Raw genomic sequence first — 15,759 nt, 5'->3', positions numbered from 1 at the left:
AATGGACACGAACTTACACCAATTGATATTTTTCTAATCGATACAGGAAAGCTTTATAGCTCAGTCCCAAGAATTTAGCGGCTTTAGTACGATTACCTTGATGTTTATCCATTGCCTGTTCCAAACAATCTTTTTCAAATACCTCCCATTCGAGCCCTTGTTCAGGCAATGAAAATTGACTGGTATTAAGTGGCTTAGGCTGACAAGCTAACTCATCGACCATCTCGTCTTCATCGCCTAGTAAGACAAAGCGTTCGATTCGATTCGCCAGTTCCCTCACATTTCCAGGCCATGAATGATCTAATAGCTGCTTTAATGTCATCGGTGTCAATTTAGGTAATGCCACTTTGTACTGGCTACTGTGAAGTTTTAAAAAGTGCTCAACCAACCTACCAATATCCTCCTGGCGTTCCCTTAGTGGCGGCATATGGATAGGGACAACATTAAGCCTGTAATACAGATCTTCTCTAAATCGCCCTTCTGCCACCTCGGTAGGTAAATCTCGATGGGTTGCCGCGATAACTCTAACATCCAGCTTGATTTCACCATTTTGGCCTAAGCGAGAAATGACCCCCTCTTGCAAAAAACGGAGTAACTTCGTTTGCTGCAATAAAGGTAAATCACCGATTTCATCTAAGAAGATGGTGCCGCCATTTGCGGCTTCGAGTTTACCGATTTTTTGGATAGTTGCTCCGGTGAACGCTCCTTTCTCTGCACCAAACAACTCAGACTCAGCCAAGCTTTCGGGGATTGCACCGCAATTGATGGCGACAAAAGGTTTATGATGTCTTTGCGACAGTTGATATAAAGCTCTTGCAGCAAGCTCTTTACCTGTGCCGCTTTCACCCCCAATTAACACTGTGGCATCAGTAGCGCTGACTCGCTGCACCCGTGTATAAACCTTTTGCATGCAAGGGGCTTTTCCGACTAAACCCACCAGTTCCTGTTGCTGTGAAAGTTCCGACGCTAAACGCCTATTATGCTGTTTTAGCTTAAGTGACTTAGCCACTTTATCAATGGCCATGAACAATGATTGACGCTGATAAGGCTTGGACAGGTAATCATCTGCGCCAGCCTGCATCGCGTCTACTGCGTGAGTAATGGTTCCGTAGGCTGTCGCAATAATAAACCCTAGCTCTGCATGCTCTCGCCTTACATACGTTAGCAGATCCATACCGGTCAATTGACCAAGTTTCCAGTCTGAAAATATGAGATCGGGTACACTCTTTTTCAGTAACAAAATAGCCTGTTCGACACTGTCAGCTTCACTGACAACGTAATTGTTTGCTGTCAGCATTTGACAAATAAGCGAGCGTTGATCGGGCTCATCTTCTACCACTAAAATATGAAAAGGCTGCTGGCTCATCAATAGTGTTCCTTCTGACTAGGCTGTTGTTCGATAAATAGAATAGTGGCGATGGTTCCACCTTCTGGATTGTCTTGATAGCAAATATCACCGTTGTAGTGGCTCTCAATAAGGCGTTTTGCGATGTAAATCCCCATACCCGAGCCTTCTGATTTTGTGGTTATATGCGGTTTAAACATTTGGCTTTTAATCGCAGGCTCAATGCCTTTACCCCAATCAGTGATCACGACATATTTTTCATGCTCAGACTGGTTAAGTTCAATTTTAATCTGCTTAGTATCTGCTTCAACGGCATTGACCAATACCGCATGCACGATGCTTCTTAACTCTGATTCGGCACCGTAAACAGCCACTATTTTGTTTGCATCAAAAATCACATTGGGCTTGAGGCCAGAGATCGACAGCTCTAACAGAATGTCTTGTACGATGGCGTTAAGTGGCACTAGTGTGTCTCTTAGCACCTCATGGCTTGAAAGAGTCAGTAGTGATTGAATGCTCTTATCCATTAGGGCAATCTTCTTTTGCATCTTTTGGTTTACCGCTTCACGCTCACTTTGTGACTCAGTGTAGATACTTTGCTCCGACAGCAAACCAAGAGTATGCAGCGGATTTCTTAAGCTGTGAGCGATACCCCGTGTAATTTGGCCGAGATCTGCAAGATGTTGCTGTTGAGACATCTGCTGCTCTTTTTTCTTCCAACTTTCCAATGCTTGGCTCATGCGGTTAAAGCCCTTCATTATCAGTTTAAGCTCCTTAACGCCCTGCTCTCTTAACTGTATACCAAATTTACCTTCACCCAATTTTTGATGGCCCACAGCGAGTTCACTTAAAGGCTCGGTAACGTGATGACTTAACCAATATGCGAGGATAAGAGCCATCACACTGGTCAGTAATATGACAAACAATACTGACTCACTAAAGCGCTCAAGCAGATGATTCGCGCCTTGACTAGGCAATTCAATACTGCGCTCTTCACGGATGAGCATGCCGTCCTTTTCATCTCCATCAACGATCAACACCCGGCCCGCTTGCAACCAATCATCAGTATGGATCTCAAAGTTTTCAAGACTCTCCTCCACCCTCAATTGATACTCTTTAGCCGCCTTTTGCTTCAGTTGCTGCAAGTTCTCTCGTTCATCCTCCATATAACGCCGCTCTTTTACCAACAGTGCTTGAACCTTCTCTTGTATTGCCAATTGATGTTTTTGGTAGTCATTGCCAGCCAGTGCTGATGTGCTCTTATCGACACTTATCTCTACCAGCGATTGTGCAAGGTTATCTATCTCTTGTTCTAGATCTGCAATTTCTTCATCAAGCTCGGCGACAAATTCTTTATTGTCTTCAAGCTCCGTCACTAATTCATTTGAGTCTGCTGGTTCAAAATCCCAACTGTCGATATCGGACGCTCTTTGGATCACCACGCTGACTAAACTTTTAGACAGTGATTTTGAGCTTTGTTCTAACTCTTGTTGCAGTTGAGTTTTAAAATACTGAGCCACAAAAAGCTGGCTTATCGCCAGCATAAGAATAAGTGCTCCGAACAACAGAAAGACATAACGTTTAATAGACATAATCGACTCTTTTATCTGCCTCAATACACTTTAGATTGAGGCCTTTATTATTAGTTTCTATAGCTATACAAGTTTAATACCAGCTTTCAAATATCAGCTAACGCCCTGTAACACGCTCTTTCAAGAACGGTATTGACCAGAGTAGTTGATTTAAACCCTAGCACGTTTAAGCACAATATCCTTATTTGAGGAAGTCATATGCCCAAATAGGGTTATTTTGTTGTTCTTTAATGGGTTAACAGATTATTTCCGCCGAGGCCCCCGCTAAAAGCGCATTGTTATGAGTTGGCACGATACTCGCAATACCTACTGAGAATAGAGGGAACGTACCGTTAAGTGGCTGCGTTAGATCCAAACACATCAATGCATTATGGCAATAGAGAAGACATTATGAAAAATAACTTATTAGTATGCGCATTATTAACCTGCGGTTTAGCCTTGCCAACCAGCTTATTAGCTGCACCGACACAAATGAATGTAGTCGACAATAAAGACAGAGAATTTAGCACCCAAATAGAAACCGATGAAAATGATATTACCCATGTTACGGTTAAAACAAACGGCAAGCAGCATGACTTAGCATTCACCGCACAAGAGTTAGAAGATCAAGATGTGATAAAGGCTAAATTAAGTGAACTCCCAAAAACTACTCAAGCACCGCTAACTCGCCTGTTGTCACGTATGCAACTGCACTCTAAAAACAATCTTTCTGTTGTTAACGCCGAACAAGATAAGGCGATTAAGATTAAATTGGAAAAACTGTATAAACAACTCGATGGGAAAACAGCGCAAATCGAAGCTCATGTGATAAAAATCGAATCGAAATCGGGTGAACTTGAAGCGAAAGCCCTAGAACTCGAAAAACTATTCGAACAAAATGAAGGCGAATTTGAAATACATATTGAATCCCTTTCAGATGATATAGAGATTATTGCCGAGCAGATCTCTGAGCTTGAAGTCATGCGATTTGCTGATAGTGATCAACACGCTGGTTTTGTTATCTTTGAGGATGAGGATGACGATGACGATGAGGCAAGTGCTGAACATATTCTTAGCTTAATTAGTCACGCAAACCTCAGCAAAGAAGATAAACAAAAGCTTAAATCTGCTTTAGACAATATCAAATAGCATTGAATGGGCAAGCTGCTCTTAACAGACCAGCTTGCTACAACCAACAATCAAGGTAGATAGAGTTGTGCTTTGACGCACATAATCACACCTCTATTACTGATGCCAGTAAGCATTAATCCTATATTTGTGAAGCCACCTATAGAATACTTGTTTGATTTTACCTTATCCTTACAGGCTATTTATGGACAATAAGGTATATCTCTATGTGGTGGCGTATTCTTTTTATCAGTGTTGCGTATTTACTGCTCGGCGCACATTTTCTTCGATTTGGTCAAAACGAAGTCTGCATAGCCTCTGCATTGGCACCGGTATTACTCTTTATACGAGCAACTTGGATGACTCGACTTTTACAGCTTGCCCTTATCGTCTCCGCCTTTCTGGTTTGGGGAACAAGTGGTTTTGAATATGTACAGGCGCGCATTGTGGCTGAGGCTCCTTGGTACCGCCTAAGCATTATTATGTCTAGTGTTGTCGCGTTTACACTATTTGCCGCATGGTGTGGCAACGGCATCATCTATAGAAGACACCCGCGCAAAATATTCAACTAACAATATACTAATAGCCCACAGGCTGAGATTCTATTCGTTAATAATCTGTCAGGTTCAAAATCACCGTATATGAGTTCACTCTATACGGTGATTTAACAAGGTTTATGTGAGAGCGACCCATTAACCAGCAGTTTACGACTCGCTATATCAATTAAAATATTAAGTAAAGCCGTCGCACCTATCAGCACTAGCGCCCCATTAAAGCGTATTTCGGAAAAGTTGCTATCAATATAAAAGCCTAACGTAGCAACGCCTAACATTCCCAAAATAGCTGTTTCTCTAAGAATAACTTCAAACCGATAAAACAGTAACGCCATCATATTTGGATATATTCGCGGTAATATGTCATATGCATAGCCATCAATCTTGCCATTAAAATGCTGGCTAAATGTGGTGGTAGAGCTTTGTCGAGCGGTTAAATAGGCAACTAAGGCACCATTATGAATCGCTAACGCTATGATTGCCGGCAACATAGAGGGTCCCAGCAACAGCATAAAAATATAGGCCAAAATGTACTCAGGTATCGATCTTAAAATAAGTAAGATAAAATTGTTGAGTCTAGTGATAAACGCACCCGTCAATGGCTTAAAACTGAATGTTGTCATCAGCAATGCCAACAGATAACTAAAGCCTAGCGCCGCAACGGCAAGCAACACGGTCGCTAAAATACCGGGAAGTGCTTGCTCTGTAACAATGTCATACAACCATTGTGCAAATAGGCGCCACTTATCGTTAAACAACAGGTCTATGCTATGACTTTGAAACATGGGTGGTAAAATATCATCACTTAAAAAGCGCCAAACGAGTGAGCCGTCAATAGTGGTGATATCAGGTAACAACCATACCGCGGCAATAAAATACAAAGGTAACAATTTAGCTCTACACCAATAAGGTATAGACCCGATCATGATAATAAACAGAATAAGCAGCGCTGCGCCTTGGTGATAATGCCCTTGCCTGAAAGCCGACTCTAAATAAAAGCCTAATGTGGGCATTCCGACAAAGCCAAGTATCGCGCTACTTCTTAACGCACATTCAAAACGGTAACGCACGTAAGCTTTAATTTCATTCATTACGTGGGCGAAACGGCCATATATGTAGCGGCTGACTTTATCGGTATTCGCCGGTAAATTTTGCAATGTATACACAGGGGCTTGCTGTAAAATATCGCTAAAGACTCTAGCAAATGTAGCGCCATAGGGTAAGGCAATAGCAAGCACGCCTGTTAAGGGGGATAAGCCGAACACTTGCAGAAATAATAACGCCCAAAATAATTCATGAATCGAGCGAATAAAGGCACAAGCGGCTGCGACTAGAGGCTTATTATAAAACAATGCCACGGGAGCACCTAATAACAATCCTGCCGCCACGCCGAGTAAAGCAAAACTAATCGTTTGCCAAACCGCTTCCAATAAATATTCGGTCGCTAAAAAATCTGGTGAAAGGAATCCTAGGGCTATACGCTGCAATTCGCTCCACGGTTCTAACGCTATAATTTCCGTGTCAGCCCAGTAAAAGCATGCCATGGTAACACCAAGCAAAATCAGCGTTACTTTCTGCCAATAGCCAAAAAAAGCATGACGTGGAATTGAACTCATTCTGACAAGATCAGGCAATGGTATCCGATCCTAAAGCTTCGTCAGTATCAATGCTTGAGCCTTCATAGAACGCTTGCAACATCTCAGCACTCAGCCCAGAGGCACAAGTATCTATACACTTTTTTCCGTCACGCAAACCAATGACTCTATCAAAATGTTGCAACGCCATATCCATATCATGCAATACCATAATGACGCTCTGGTGCTGTTGTAATACTAAACTTATCAGCCGCTTACCCATAACAGGATCTAAAGCAGAGAAAGGCTCGTCACCAATGAAAATAGGCATCTTTTGATATATAGCTCTACCAACCGCAGTGCGCTGACGTTGTCCACCTGATAACTGAGAAACCGTCTGGGATATTGGACAGTCTAGCGCTAAAGAGTTAGCAATGGTTGTTACTTCTTGAAGTGGTTTTTTAAAGGGAAATGCTAGGTTAAAAAGATTATAGACTGCAGCATTTCTGCCTAGTGCTCCCATATAAATATTATGAAATACACTTAAGCTCTCGACTAAGCCCTGTTGCTGGGAACAATATGCCGCGCTTCCCTGCAGCTGCTCATAGATATAACGAATAAGCGTAGATTTCCCTGAACCTGAGCTGCCAATGATGGCGACCTTTTCGCCAGACTCAATAGATAGGCAAATTGAATCCAACGCTTTTTTATCACCAAAGCTCAGAGAAAAATCAATAATGTCTAGCATCAATTAATCTATTAGACCGATCGTTTTTGCGACATTTTCAATCGGTTCATAATCTTGATTTTCGGCCGGCACAAATGATTTACGCGGAAAACTCTTAAGAAGGTCCGTATCAGTCATGCCCAACAATGCTGCTTCAACTCGTGCTTTAAAGCCTTCGCCAAAGGTCTCATCGACGCCCGCTCTTACCGTCCATTGGTAATCAGGATACGTTGGTGTAGTCCAAATCACATCCACTTTGTTCAAGTCAATTTTACCCGCAGCCAAAGCAGACTCCCAGACTTTATAATTAACCGCCCCCACCTGATAAACACCGGCTTGAACTTGTGCGATGGTGCGACTGTGGTCGCCTGAAAAACCAATTCGCTTAAAAATATCTTCAGGGCGTTTACCCAAATTACGTTCGATAAAAAACTGCGGCATCAAGCGGCCAGAAGTAGAATCTTTTGAGCCAAAGGTAAAGGTGTAACCGTTTAGATTAGGGAAGCTATCATCAGCTATAATCTCAGTAGAATGGTGTGCAATAAAGTAGCTTTTAAAAAATTGGTCTTCATACCCTTGTGCTATTGCGTCAGAACCTGGTACTAAACGTCTTGCTTGTACGCCGGAAAGACCACCAAACCATGCAAGCTGCACTTGATTGTTTCTAAAAGCGGTTACGGCTGCAGAGTATGACTTTACCGGCACGTATTTAACTTCAACGCCTAGTTTTTCTTCTAAGTAAACGGCCACTTTATCGAAACGTGTTCGAAGTTGGCTTTCATCCTCATCGGGAATAGCGGTAAAAGTAAAAGTTGCAGCCAAAAGACTCGGCGCGAATAGCAGCACAAACATGCTAATAAGGGGCTTGATAGCAAACATAATAAGCTTAATCTGACAAAATATTTACCATATTTTAACTAAATTTAACCAACAAACCCAGAAGAAACACTATAAAGCACTAGATAGATCTGGATTTAGCTATAACCTTTATCAAACTGATGTTAAATCATCCACTAAAACGTTTTCTTCATAGTAACATCCACATAATTCAGCCAAGGTTAAGTTAGCGAGGCGTAAACTCCTACGTAATAAGAAACACTTAGTTGGCAGTATGCATAAATCTGCGTAAACTAATCTTTATCGCATTCAAGGATATTTTACTATGAGAATATTGGTTGTTGAAGATGATCCTATTTTATCTCACCACCTTAAAGTGCAGCTTAGTGAGCTAGGAAATCAGCTTCAAGTTGCATTAACAGCGAAGGAAGGATTTTACCAAGCGACAAACTATCCTATTGATGTCGCCATTGTCGATCTGGGCTTACCCGACCAAGATGGTATTAGTTTAATTCAAAGTATGCGTGATAACGGAGTGAAAGCTCCCATTTTGATTTTGACTGCCCGAGTTAACTGGCAAGACAAGGTTGAAGGCCTAAATGCAGGTGCTGATGATTATCTGGTTAAACCGTTCCAGAAAGAGGAGCTCGTTGCTCGACTCGATGCTCTGGTCAGGCGCAGTGCCGGTTTTGTCAAACCAAAGATCACCAGTGGCGCACTAGAGATAGACTTGGCAGCCAAACAAGTCACTCTCAACGACGTACCAATGGAAGTGACTGCCTTTGAATATTTGATCCTCGAGTACTTAATGCGCCACTGCCATGAAGTTGTCGCTAAACAGCGCTTGCTCGATGTCATTTACGGTGACAAAGAGGGGGACCCAAACACTATCGAAGTCATGGTCAGTCGTTTACGCAAAAAACTCACAAAAGATGGCATTGAAAATCCTATCGCGACGATTCGTGGCCAAGGTTACAAATTTAATCTGCCATGCAGTTAAGCTTTAAACCTAAGAAACGTCTGCTTACGCGGATGTTTCTCACTTCGCTCTCAATCATAGCCTTGGTAGGCTTTGGTTTAGCTTGGATGGTTAATATTCTTCATGCCCAAAATAGTTACAATGAAGAAACCTCCCAGCTTATTGCTGAAATTCCTAAAGTTGCCGCCGAGCTTAGGGAGCATGATCTACTGCCTGATAATAGTGATGAATGGCTAGCAGAAAATAGCGCTTCTCAGCGTTATATTATTGCCAGTTGTGACAGTACCTTTAATCAAGTATGGACATCTTCTTTGGCTGTCGATCGCGGATTATTCGATACCTGCGAACGTTTTAACGAGATCCGCAATGACACTCCCCCCTATTACCTTTCCTTAGCTGATACTCGTGGCTACTTTGTGTATTTGCTTTCACTTGATATCGCTGGCAGTGAATACAATTTACTGGTGCTAAAAGATGCTGAGAAGTTAGAAGCAGAATACAGTAAGTTCAGTCGACGCACCTATGTACGGCTGGGGTTTGTGCTGGCATTAGCACTGGTCTTGCTCATCAGTGCGGCATACTGGGGAATGCGCCCATTAGTGCAATTAAGAAATGAGCTCCAATCGGTTAATAGCGGTAAATCTAAGAGCCTTTCTGAAGGTTATCCCATTGAACTTGAAGGTGTAACCCAAGCGCTTAACCAATTGTTAGTGCAATCAAGTGCACAACAGCAGCGCTACCAAAATGCAATGAACGACTTAGCGCATAGTTTAAAAACACGTTTAGCCGCGGTGCACGCCATTACTGATGATGCCAGATTGGATAAAGAAGCAACCAGTGAAAAAATAATGGAGCAAGTCAGCCAGATGGATCAATTGGTAAAATACCAATTAAAACGAGCCATGTTGGGGCGTAAGGGCCTAAAACAGGAACAAACTCTAATACTGCCGCTGGTTGACCAACTCGCTCAAATGTTATTTAAGGTATACCGCGACAAACAAGTACAGTTTGAAGCGGTTATCGAAGAAGAACATGTTTTCCCTGGTGACAAAGGTGACTTAATGGAGCTTTGTGGCAACTTAATGGAAAATGCATTTAAGCTCTGCATTACCACCGTGAGGGTCTCATCCTATTACAATGATGCGGGTGAGTTTGAGCTTTTAGTGGAAGATGACGGTCCAGGCGTTGAAGAGAGTATTAGACAAAACATTATTCAACGCGGCGTTCGAGCAGATACCCAAAAAGCGGGACAAGGTATTGGACTGGCGGTCTGTAACGAGATAGTCATTAGCTATGGCGGACGTCTCAGTATAGAGACATCCGACTTGGAAGGTGCTTGTTTTAGGATCTCAATTCCAATCTAACGCGCGTATAGCTGCTCCGCCCGATTAAACATGATCCAAGAGGTCGCGATATATTTATCGCAACTCTTGGGCATGTTGCCTCGATGCGAATGAGTAAAGCCTGCAGGCGCTATCACCATGGTGCCTTTTTTAGGCATTACTTTCTTATCTTGATAGTAAAACTCAGTCTCTCCGCCCTCTTCGACATCATTTAAGTAAAACATATATAACACGACTCGATGTAAGGCTTCGTTATGATTAAGCTGTGGAAATTGTTCTGAGTGCCAATGAGGATAGCCTCCTTTGTTTTTATCATATTTTTGAATGTTAATCGTACCACTCCGATATAAATATTTAACTAAGGCTTCAGCTCTTGGCTCCCCAAATGCCGCATAATTATCAGGTGTTAACGTAACAGCGTCACCTTCGAGATTCGATACACCTACCGATACCGCGCCCATCAGCGCCATAGAATATTTATTAAAGTACTCCGCGGCGTGCTGCAATGTGTATTGCAGCAAAGTATTTTTTAGCACAGCTAAATCTTCATGAGAATCTAACATCAAATCTCGGCTCATTTTTTTGTCAGTGTCGACACCGCCGCCGGTGCTTCCCGCTAACACACCAGGGTGTTGCTCAAAAGCACTAATGAGCTGTTCACAAAGGTCATCGGGAAGTGCATTGGGGTATATTTCAATAAAATCCATTAGATACTCTTAAGCTGCTTGCCTTCGCATAATTGTAAACATATGAGTTAAGCATTTGTAAATAAGATAAGTTGCGTTAAAATAGCAAACTAAGGAAGACTCACACAAATACATATGACAAATAGTTGTAAAATTGCAGTAAAGCAACTGCAGGTAGGTAATTTTATTCGATTACCTGTTTCATGGAAAGATCACCCTTTTCTATTCAGCAGTTTCAAAATTAGACAACAAGCCCAAATTGAGTTAATCAAGAACCTGGGTATTGAGCATGTCTTTGTCATATTAGATCGCAGTGATACTGCGGTCCTAACGCCTGAAGATGCCCGCAGCAGAAAACAGCCGATTGTAGATAGTAATTTAGATAAGCTATCAGAGGATCTACGTCAACAAAAAGCCGAAAGCATAGAAGCCCATAAAAGCCTAAGGCGTCAGCTGCAAAAAACAGAGCAACACTTTGATCGTTCAGTAGCGATGATCCGCAGCCTTATGGGTAAATTGCGTAATCGTCCTTTAAATGCGGTCAATGATGCCAAGGAACTTATCCATAATATCTGCGAGCAGTTATTAACGTCTGATAAGTTAGTCTTGCATTTGATGGCTGATGCTAAAAATGATGATGGGATCTACTACCACTCTCTCAACGTATCCGTTTTATCTATGTTAATCGCCAAAGAACTAAACTGGACTCGCAATGAAATAGAATTGGTCGGCATAGGCGCATTATTTCATGATACTGGTAAGCTTAAAGTGCCGACGCAGATATTAAGAAAAACGTCACCACTATCCCAAGCAGAACAAAACTTTGTCCGTCAGCATCCCATGATGGGCGTTGACTTACTCAAGCTTGCTGATAATTTCCCAGCAGAAGCACTGCCAGTCATCTTGAATCATCATGAGTTCCTCGATGGTTCAGGCAGTCCAAAAGGCTTGAAAGAACCCCAGATTGACAAGTTAAGCCAATTGGTTGCAGCGGTAAATACTTATGATAATCTTTGCCACTCAGATAATAATCAAAAAGCCCGTACCCCCTATTCTGCTTTAGGTTATCTGTATAAGCATTATCAAACACAGTTAAACCCGCAAATGGTTGGAAGAATGGTTAAGATGTTAGGGATCTATCCACCCGGCAGCATTGTCGAGTTATCCTCAGGCCAATACGCTATGGTTATGTCGGTAAATATGAGTCAACTATTGCTACCGAGGATCCTTGTTTACGATGCATTAGTCCCAAAAGAACAAGCACCTATAATAGAGTTGGCACAAGAAGGAATTACCATTGTCAGGTGTTTACCTCCGGCAGGCTTGCCAGAAAGGGTCTTTAAATATTTAAACCCGAGAGAAAGAGTAAGTTACTATTTTGGTATCGATAGTTGAGAATAATCTTTTTGTAATAACAGTAAACTTGTCCATTTCTTGCTCTATTCCGTTCCTGTTACTAGATTTAATCTAACAGTAAACGTGTAAGAGTGAGTTTTTATGACTAAGCTTCCCGATTTTGACCAATTACTTTGGCTAGCAGAAAACGAACCAAGCAAATTAGATGCTTTACAGAAAAAGTTAAACCAAGAAGTTATTGACGAGTCTTCAGCTGCAAGTAAACCGAAGTTAGTTTCATTGCTCGATCATCTCGAGAAAAAATTATCGCTATGCAAAACACCATACCAACGCTACCAAATTGTAAGCAGTATGATGTACCAAAAACTCTCAAGTCTTAATGATGTACTTAATCATCCTGATGAGTTTTATCAACATAAGGCTACGGTGCTTACTTTTGCAAACCGCCCCTCGCAAACAGGCACAAAAAAAGCTCGCTAAAAGCGAACTATTTTTATTATAACCAACCTTTACGCTTGAAGAAAAAGTAGGTACCCGCAGCACTGCCAAACATCATCAAAATAGCCATCGGATAACCTAACTTCCAATCCAGTTCGGGCATATTGGCAAAGTTCATACCGTAGCTACTAGCAATTACCGTTGGCGGTAAAAATACCACGGCCGCAACCGAAAATATTTTAATAATCTTGTTTTGTTGCAGTCCACTAAAACCCATTGCAGCATCGAGCAAGAAATTTAATTTATCGAAAATGAACTGACTGTGTGGCATCAGTGATTCAATATCTAATAACATCTCTCGAAGATCTTTTATCTCACCATCTGAGAGTTGACTACGATAGTGCTTTTGCATGTAACGTAATGAACGCTGTGTATCGAGTAAACTTAATCTAATCTTACCGTTGGAGTCTTCTTGTCTAGTAATAAGCTTAAAGACATCATCAAGCTCTTCATTCTTGAAAACTTCCTCACTCACGCTATCAAGGACGGTGTAAACGTCTTCAATTAAATCTGAGAGATAATCAACCTTTAGATTAAACAACTCGAGTAGCAATGCTTGCGGTGATGTAGCTTCTATTCTACCAAGACGTAAATAGTTTCTTAGCAGTCTGATTAAGCCAACATCTTCTTCCCTAATCGTCAAAAGAAAATGTGGGCGAATGTTAAAAGAAACGTTTACGCCTTTAACATCTTGTCCTGCTCTTTGTGGGAACAAAGAGTTAATGTGCAAGCCGTCTTTATTCTGATAAAAACGTGCTGAAGCTTCAATTTCATTGATGTCTTCCTCTTCAGGAACATTTTCAACAGAAAACTGGCTTAACCACTCTCGCTCCAGATCATCAGGCTTATAAAGGTCTAACCAAATTGTGCTTGGAGGGATAGTATCCTGGATGCTCAATTCGGTGATCGTTAGATTACGATTCTCGTAGGCATAGGCTGTTATCATAGCTCCTCCTTCTTACAATTAATCAACTAATAGGGGTAAAAAAACGAGGCTATTCTAACCCAAAAAGAGACACCGAAAAGTGCTAACTAAACGAAAAAAACCAAATATTACTCTTCAACTGTCTTAGCGATGGTTATTCGTTCTTGATTAGATAATCTGATTCTTATCCCATCTATCGTTATTAATTCGTTGTTAGTGATATGCTTCTTTCTAACTTGATAAACAACCGAATCGTTACTCACTGGCGACACAATTGTGACACTAACGACCTTATTACCATCCTGCCAATCCCAGTACCAATACCCAGCACTTGCCAATAATGAAAGAATGATAACGATGTACAGAGAGAAGCGAATAATGATCCCTTTACCCATATCTTGAGTTCGCTCTTTTGTGCGGCTTACTTTAGATTGACGAATATAAAAAATGGCACCCGCTATGACTAACAAAGTCACAAGAATTTTCGTTAACACGCGTTCTCTCCAAAACCGTAATGAAATCGCATTATAACTAAAATCATAAAGCTAAACTGTTATTATTATCTAAGCATTCGCATTCAATTGCCCAGTTACATCAGATCAAGCTGCAAAAAAAAAATCGTTCTGCTATAAAGTAAGTATCAATTAAAATAGAGATCTTCTATGAAAATAAATCAGTGTATTTTGGCTACAGCATTACTTTGCGTTCATTCTTTAGCTATCGCCAATGTAGAGCTAACACTTCCCTCAAGCTCTGAACTGATCCTTATCAATGGTAAAGAGGCTGACAGCAATAAAGCACTTTCACTCGATAATGGTGAGAACCAGATAGCACTAAGGTATATAGGGCGTTACCAACAACAGGGATCGCAAACCCAATTTAGTTCTGATGTAATTGTTGTGACATTTTCAGCCGCGGACAAACAATTGAAAATGGACTTCCCCAGAATACGTTCAAACAGTGCAGCGGATGCTTTCAATAGAAACCCTCAGATTACAATTAAAGATTCATCAGGCACTATCATGGCTTTTAAACAGGGTCTATTGATTAAAGAAGGTATGCAACTGGGTCGTGATTATGAAGCTGAAATCCGCATTTACAATAGCAGTCACCAGGTCGCAGGCGTCAGTTCTTTAGCTTTAGCAGCGCCCATCATTTTGGCTAGCCCACCAATTTACACTCAAGCTGTTAAAGCACTTCCAGCAGAAGTAACTTCTGACTCTAATGCAAAATCAGATCAAATAAATGTCGGGCAAATGCTCGATTTTTGGTATGAACAAGCTCATGAAGCAACAAAAAAAGCATTTAAATTAAAGATAAACGCTAAATAGCACACATAGATATTATCTGACACGGATCGATTTTAAGTAAACCGATTGTGGTTTAAGTGTCATCGAATGTCTCGCTCATTCCATTAGTCAGGGGCGTCTTCTGGTAGAAGACGCCCCATGTTCTACCAGAAGACAATGTCGGCTATTAAGTCACCCTCATCTCATTGTTATAAAAACACTATTACTGTATTCATGCAATTCAAAAACGTCGTTGCTATCTCCAGTCTTTTCTATCCAGTTTAAACATTCATTTGACCCAACGTAATGTGGCTAAAAATTTAATAAGCCTGAAAAATATCTATGTTCATTGCAGAATAGATTTAAGAAATTTAAGTCATAACAAGACAACATGTCGCCATATGTGAACTCAAGAATCTGATCAACCGTATATCCAATGACTCAAAAACCACAAATCGCAGACGTAAAAAAGCCCGTTGCGTTAGCAACGGGCTATTCACTCTCTTTCGAGACTGATATAAGAAAGAGTCGGCGCCTGTCATGGCCAGCTACGCTAAAGCTCCGCGCTGACCACATGGATGTGGTGAATGCAGAAAATGTCAGGAGCAATTTTCTGCCATAAGCACATCGCTATTACGATATTCGCCCTACGACCGCCAAGGATGGCGGAAGTGTCGATTATGCAGGATGCAATTATCGACCTATCACATGAATTGATGCATGCTTCGCATACGCTATTTACTTCCCATGTGAGAGTAACTATTCAAAAAGCTAATAAACGAAAAAATCCCTAGTGCAGAGCGCTAGGGATTTATCGCTTCTCTTTCGAGAATAAATAGGCGCCTGGAAATGACCTACTCTCACATGGGGAAACCCCACACTACCATCGGCGATACTGTGTTTCACTTCTGAGTTCGGAATGGGATCAGGTGGGGCCACAGCTCTAT

The 15,759-nt window shown here is 41.4% G+C and carries 15 protein-coding genes and 1 rRNA gene; 7 read left to right on the top strand and 9 right to left on the bottom strand.

Annotated features, from left to right (window positions below):
* Positions 1-13: 13 nt before the first annotated feature.
* Together L2729_RS11660 and L2729_RS11655 are read right to left on the bottom strand one after the other, a co-directional pair.
* Positions 14-1,366: a sigma-54-dependent transcriptional regulator gene (locus L2729_RS11660; protein ID WP_248988426.1), complete on the bottom strand. Its 1,353-nt coding sequence runs from the start codon at positions 1,364-1,366 to the stop codon at positions 14-16.
* A complete protein-coding gene (locus L2729_RS11655) occupies positions 1,366-2,937 on the bottom strand; it encodes a sensor histidine kinase (RefSeq protein WP_248988425.1) in 1,572 nt (523 codons plus the stop codon). Before L2729_RS11655 ends, L2729_RS11660 begins: the two co-directional genes overlap by 1 nt.
* A gap of 390 nt (positions 2,938-3,327) precedes the next feature.
* Here L2729_RS11655 and L2729_RS11650 point away from each other — a divergent pair, with 390 nt between their 5' ends.
* Entirely contained in the window at positions 3,328-4,065 is a 738-nt protein-coding gene (locus tag L2729_RS11650) for a hypothetical protein (RefSeq protein ID WP_248988424.1), read from the top strand.
* 206 nt (positions 4,066-4,271) lie between these two features.
* Positions 4,272-4,616, top strand: coding sequence for a hypothetical protein (locus L2729_RS11645; RefSeq protein ID WP_248988423.1), 345 nt, complete (start codon positions 4,272-4,274; stop codon positions 4,614-4,616).
* A gap of 92 nt (positions 4,617-4,708) precedes the next feature.
* On the opposite strand, the gene L2729_RS11640 is transcribed toward L2729_RS11645, so the two are convergent.
* The 3 genes from L2729_RS11640 to L2729_RS11630 are packed head-to-tail and all read right to left on the bottom strand — an operon-like array spanning position 4,709 to position 7,778.
* Positions 4,709-6,214: a PhnE/PtxC family ABC transporter permease gene (locus tag L2729_RS11640; protein WP_248988509.1), complete on the bottom strand. Its 1,506-nt coding sequence runs from the start codon at positions 6,212-6,214 to the stop codon at positions 4,709-4,711.
* Between the two features lie 10 nt (positions 6,215-6,224).
* Entirely contained in the window at positions 6,225-6,920 is a 696-nt protein-coding gene (locus L2729_RS11635) for an ATP-binding cassette domain-containing protein (RefSeq protein ID WP_248988422.1), read from the bottom strand.
* A gap of 3 nt (positions 6,921-6,923) precedes the next feature.
* The gene (locus tag L2729_RS11630; protein WP_248988421.1) at positions 6,924-7,778 is read right to left on the bottom strand and encodes a putative selenate ABC transporter substrate-binding protein; all 855 of its coding nucleotides are present in this window, start codon (positions 7,776-7,778) and stop codon (positions 6,924-6,926) included.
* A 283-nt stretch (positions 7,779-8,061) separates the two neighbouring features.
* On the opposite strand from L2729_RS11630, the gene L2729_RS11625 reads away from it, so the two are divergent.
* Both L2729_RS11625 and L2729_RS11620 read left to right on the top strand, forming a co-directional pair.
* Positions 8,062-8,736 (top strand): response regulator, encoded by a 675-nt coding sequence (locus tag L2729_RS11625; RefSeq protein WP_101091819.1) that lies wholly within the window; start codon positions 8,062-8,064, stop codon positions 8,734-8,736.
* Positions 8,727-10,079: an ATP-binding protein gene (locus L2729_RS11620; RefSeq protein WP_248988420.1), complete on the top strand. Its 1,353-nt coding sequence runs from the start codon at positions 8,727-8,729 to the stop codon at positions 10,077-10,079. Before L2729_RS11625 ends, L2729_RS11620 begins: the two co-directional genes overlap by 10 nt.
* Here L2729_RS11620 and L2729_RS11615 read toward each other — a convergent pair.
* The gene (locus tag L2729_RS11615) at positions 10,076-10,765 is read right to left on the bottom strand and encodes a 2OG-Fe(II) oxygenase (protein ID WP_248988419.1); all 690 of its coding nucleotides are present in this window, start codon (positions 10,763-10,765) and stop codon (positions 10,076-10,078) included. The genes L2729_RS11620 and L2729_RS11615 overlap by 4 nt on opposite strands.
* A gap of 114 nt (positions 10,766-10,879) precedes the next feature.
* Here L2729_RS11615 and L2729_RS11610 point away from each other — a divergent pair, with 114 nt between their 5' ends.
* The gene (locus L2729_RS11610) at positions 10,880-12,139 is read left to right on the top strand and encodes an HD-GYP domain-containing protein (RefSeq protein ID WP_248988418.1); all 1,260 of its coding nucleotides are present in this window, start codon (positions 10,880-10,882) and stop codon (positions 12,137-12,139) included.
* Between the two features lie 102 nt (positions 12,140-12,241).
* Positions 12,242-12,580 carry a DUF3135 domain-containing protein gene (locus L2729_RS11605; protein ID WP_248988417.1) on the top strand — a complete coding sequence of 113 codons (339 nt, stop codon included), beginning with the start codon at positions 12,242-12,244 and terminating at the stop codon, positions 12,578-12,580.
* Positions 12,581-12,596: 16 nt separating this feature from the next.
* Here the strand turns inward: L2729_RS11605 and corA are convergent, their stop codons facing one another.
* Complete coding sequence (corA, locus tag L2729_RS11600; RefSeq protein ID WP_248988416.1) at positions 12,597-13,544, bottom strand: magnesium/cobalt transporter CorA; 948 nt, start codon at positions 13,542-13,544, stop codon at positions 12,597-12,599.
* A gap of 107 nt (positions 13,545-13,651) precedes the next feature.
* Positions 13,652-14,017, bottom strand: a complete 366-nt coding sequence (locus tag L2729_RS11595) for a hypothetical protein (RefSeq protein ID WP_248988415.1) — start codon at positions 14,015-14,017, stop codon at positions 13,652-13,654.
* A 168-nt stretch (positions 14,018-14,185) separates the two neighbouring features.
* On the opposite strand from L2729_RS11595, the gene L2729_RS11590 reads away from it, so the two are divergent.
* The gene (locus tag L2729_RS11590; protein ID WP_248988414.1) at positions 14,186-14,854 is read left to right on the top strand and encodes a DUF2057 domain-containing protein; all 669 of its coding nucleotides are present in this window, start codon (positions 14,186-14,188) and stop codon (positions 14,852-14,854) included.
* A 799-nt stretch (positions 14,855-15,653) separates the two neighbouring features.
* Here the strand turns inward: L2729_RS11590 and rrf are convergent.
* Positions 15,654-15,759: ribosomal RNA gene (gene rrf / locus L2729_RS11585) — 5S ribosomal RNA — on the bottom strand; the annotation flags it as partial.

Source organism: Shewanella gelidimarina, assembly GCF_023283945.1.
Lineage (GTDB): Bacteria > Pseudomonadota > Gammaproteobacteria > Enterobacterales > Shewanellaceae > Shewanella > Shewanella gelidimarina.
Note: the sequence above shows the minus strand (reverse complement) of the source record. Positions and strands in the feature narration are given on the sequence as shown.

Bases quoted from the DNA above. Each gene is read 5' to 3' on its own strand.
- L2729_RS11605 (WP_248988417.1), top strand. From the start codon at position 12,242: ATGACTAAGCTTCCCGATTTTGACCAATTACTTTGGCTAGCAGAAAAC.
- L2729_RS11645 (WP_248988423.1), top strand. From the start codon at position 4,272: ATGTGGTGGCGTATTCTTTTTATCAGTGTTGCGTATTTACTGCTCGGC.
- L2729_RS11640 (WP_248988509.1), bottom strand. From the start codon at position 6,214: ATGAGTTCAATTCCACGTCATGCTTTTTTTGGCTATTGGCAGAAAGTA.
- L2729_RS11590 (WP_248988414.1), top strand. From the start codon at position 14,186: ATGAAAATAAATCAGTGTATTTTGGCTACAGCATTACTTTGCGTTCAT.
- L2729_RS11610 (WP_248988418.1), top strand. From the start codon at position 10,880: ATGACAAATAGTTGTAAAATTGCAGTAAAGCAACTGCAGGTAGGTAAT.
- L2729_RS11660 (WP_248988426.1), bottom strand. From the start codon at position 1,366: ATGAGCCAGCAGCCTTTTCATATTTTAGTGGTAGAAGATGAGCCCGAT.
- L2729_RS11615 (WP_248988419.1), bottom strand. From the start codon at position 10,765: ATGGATTTTATTGAAATATACCCCAATGCACTTCCCGATGACCTTTGT.
- L2729_RS11630 (WP_248988421.1), bottom strand. From the start codon at position 7,778: ATGTTTGCTATCAAGCCCCTTATTAGCATGTTTGTGCTGCTATTCGCG.
- L2729_RS11620 (WP_248988420.1), top strand. From the start codon at position 8,727: ATGCAGTTAAGCTTTAAACCTAAGAAACGTCTGCTTACGCGGATGTTT.
- corA (WP_248988416.1), bottom strand. From the start codon at position 13,544: ATGATAACAGCCTATGCCTACGAGAATCGTAATCTAACGATCACCGAA.
- L2729_RS11655 (WP_248988425.1), bottom strand. From the start codon at position 2,937: ATGTCTATTAAACGTTATGTCTTTCTGTTGTTCGGAGCACTTATTCTT.
- L2729_RS11635 (WP_248988422.1), bottom strand. From the start codon at position 6,920: ATGCTAGACATTATTGATTTTTCTCTGAGCTTTGGTGATAAAAAAGCG.
- L2729_RS11625 (WP_101091819.1), top strand. From the start codon at position 8,062: ATGAGAATATTGGTTGTTGAAGATGATCCTATTTTATCTCACCACCTT.
- L2729_RS11650 (WP_248988424.1), top strand. From the start codon at position 3,328: ATGAAAAATAACTTATTAGTATGCGCATTATTAACCTGCGGTTTAGCC.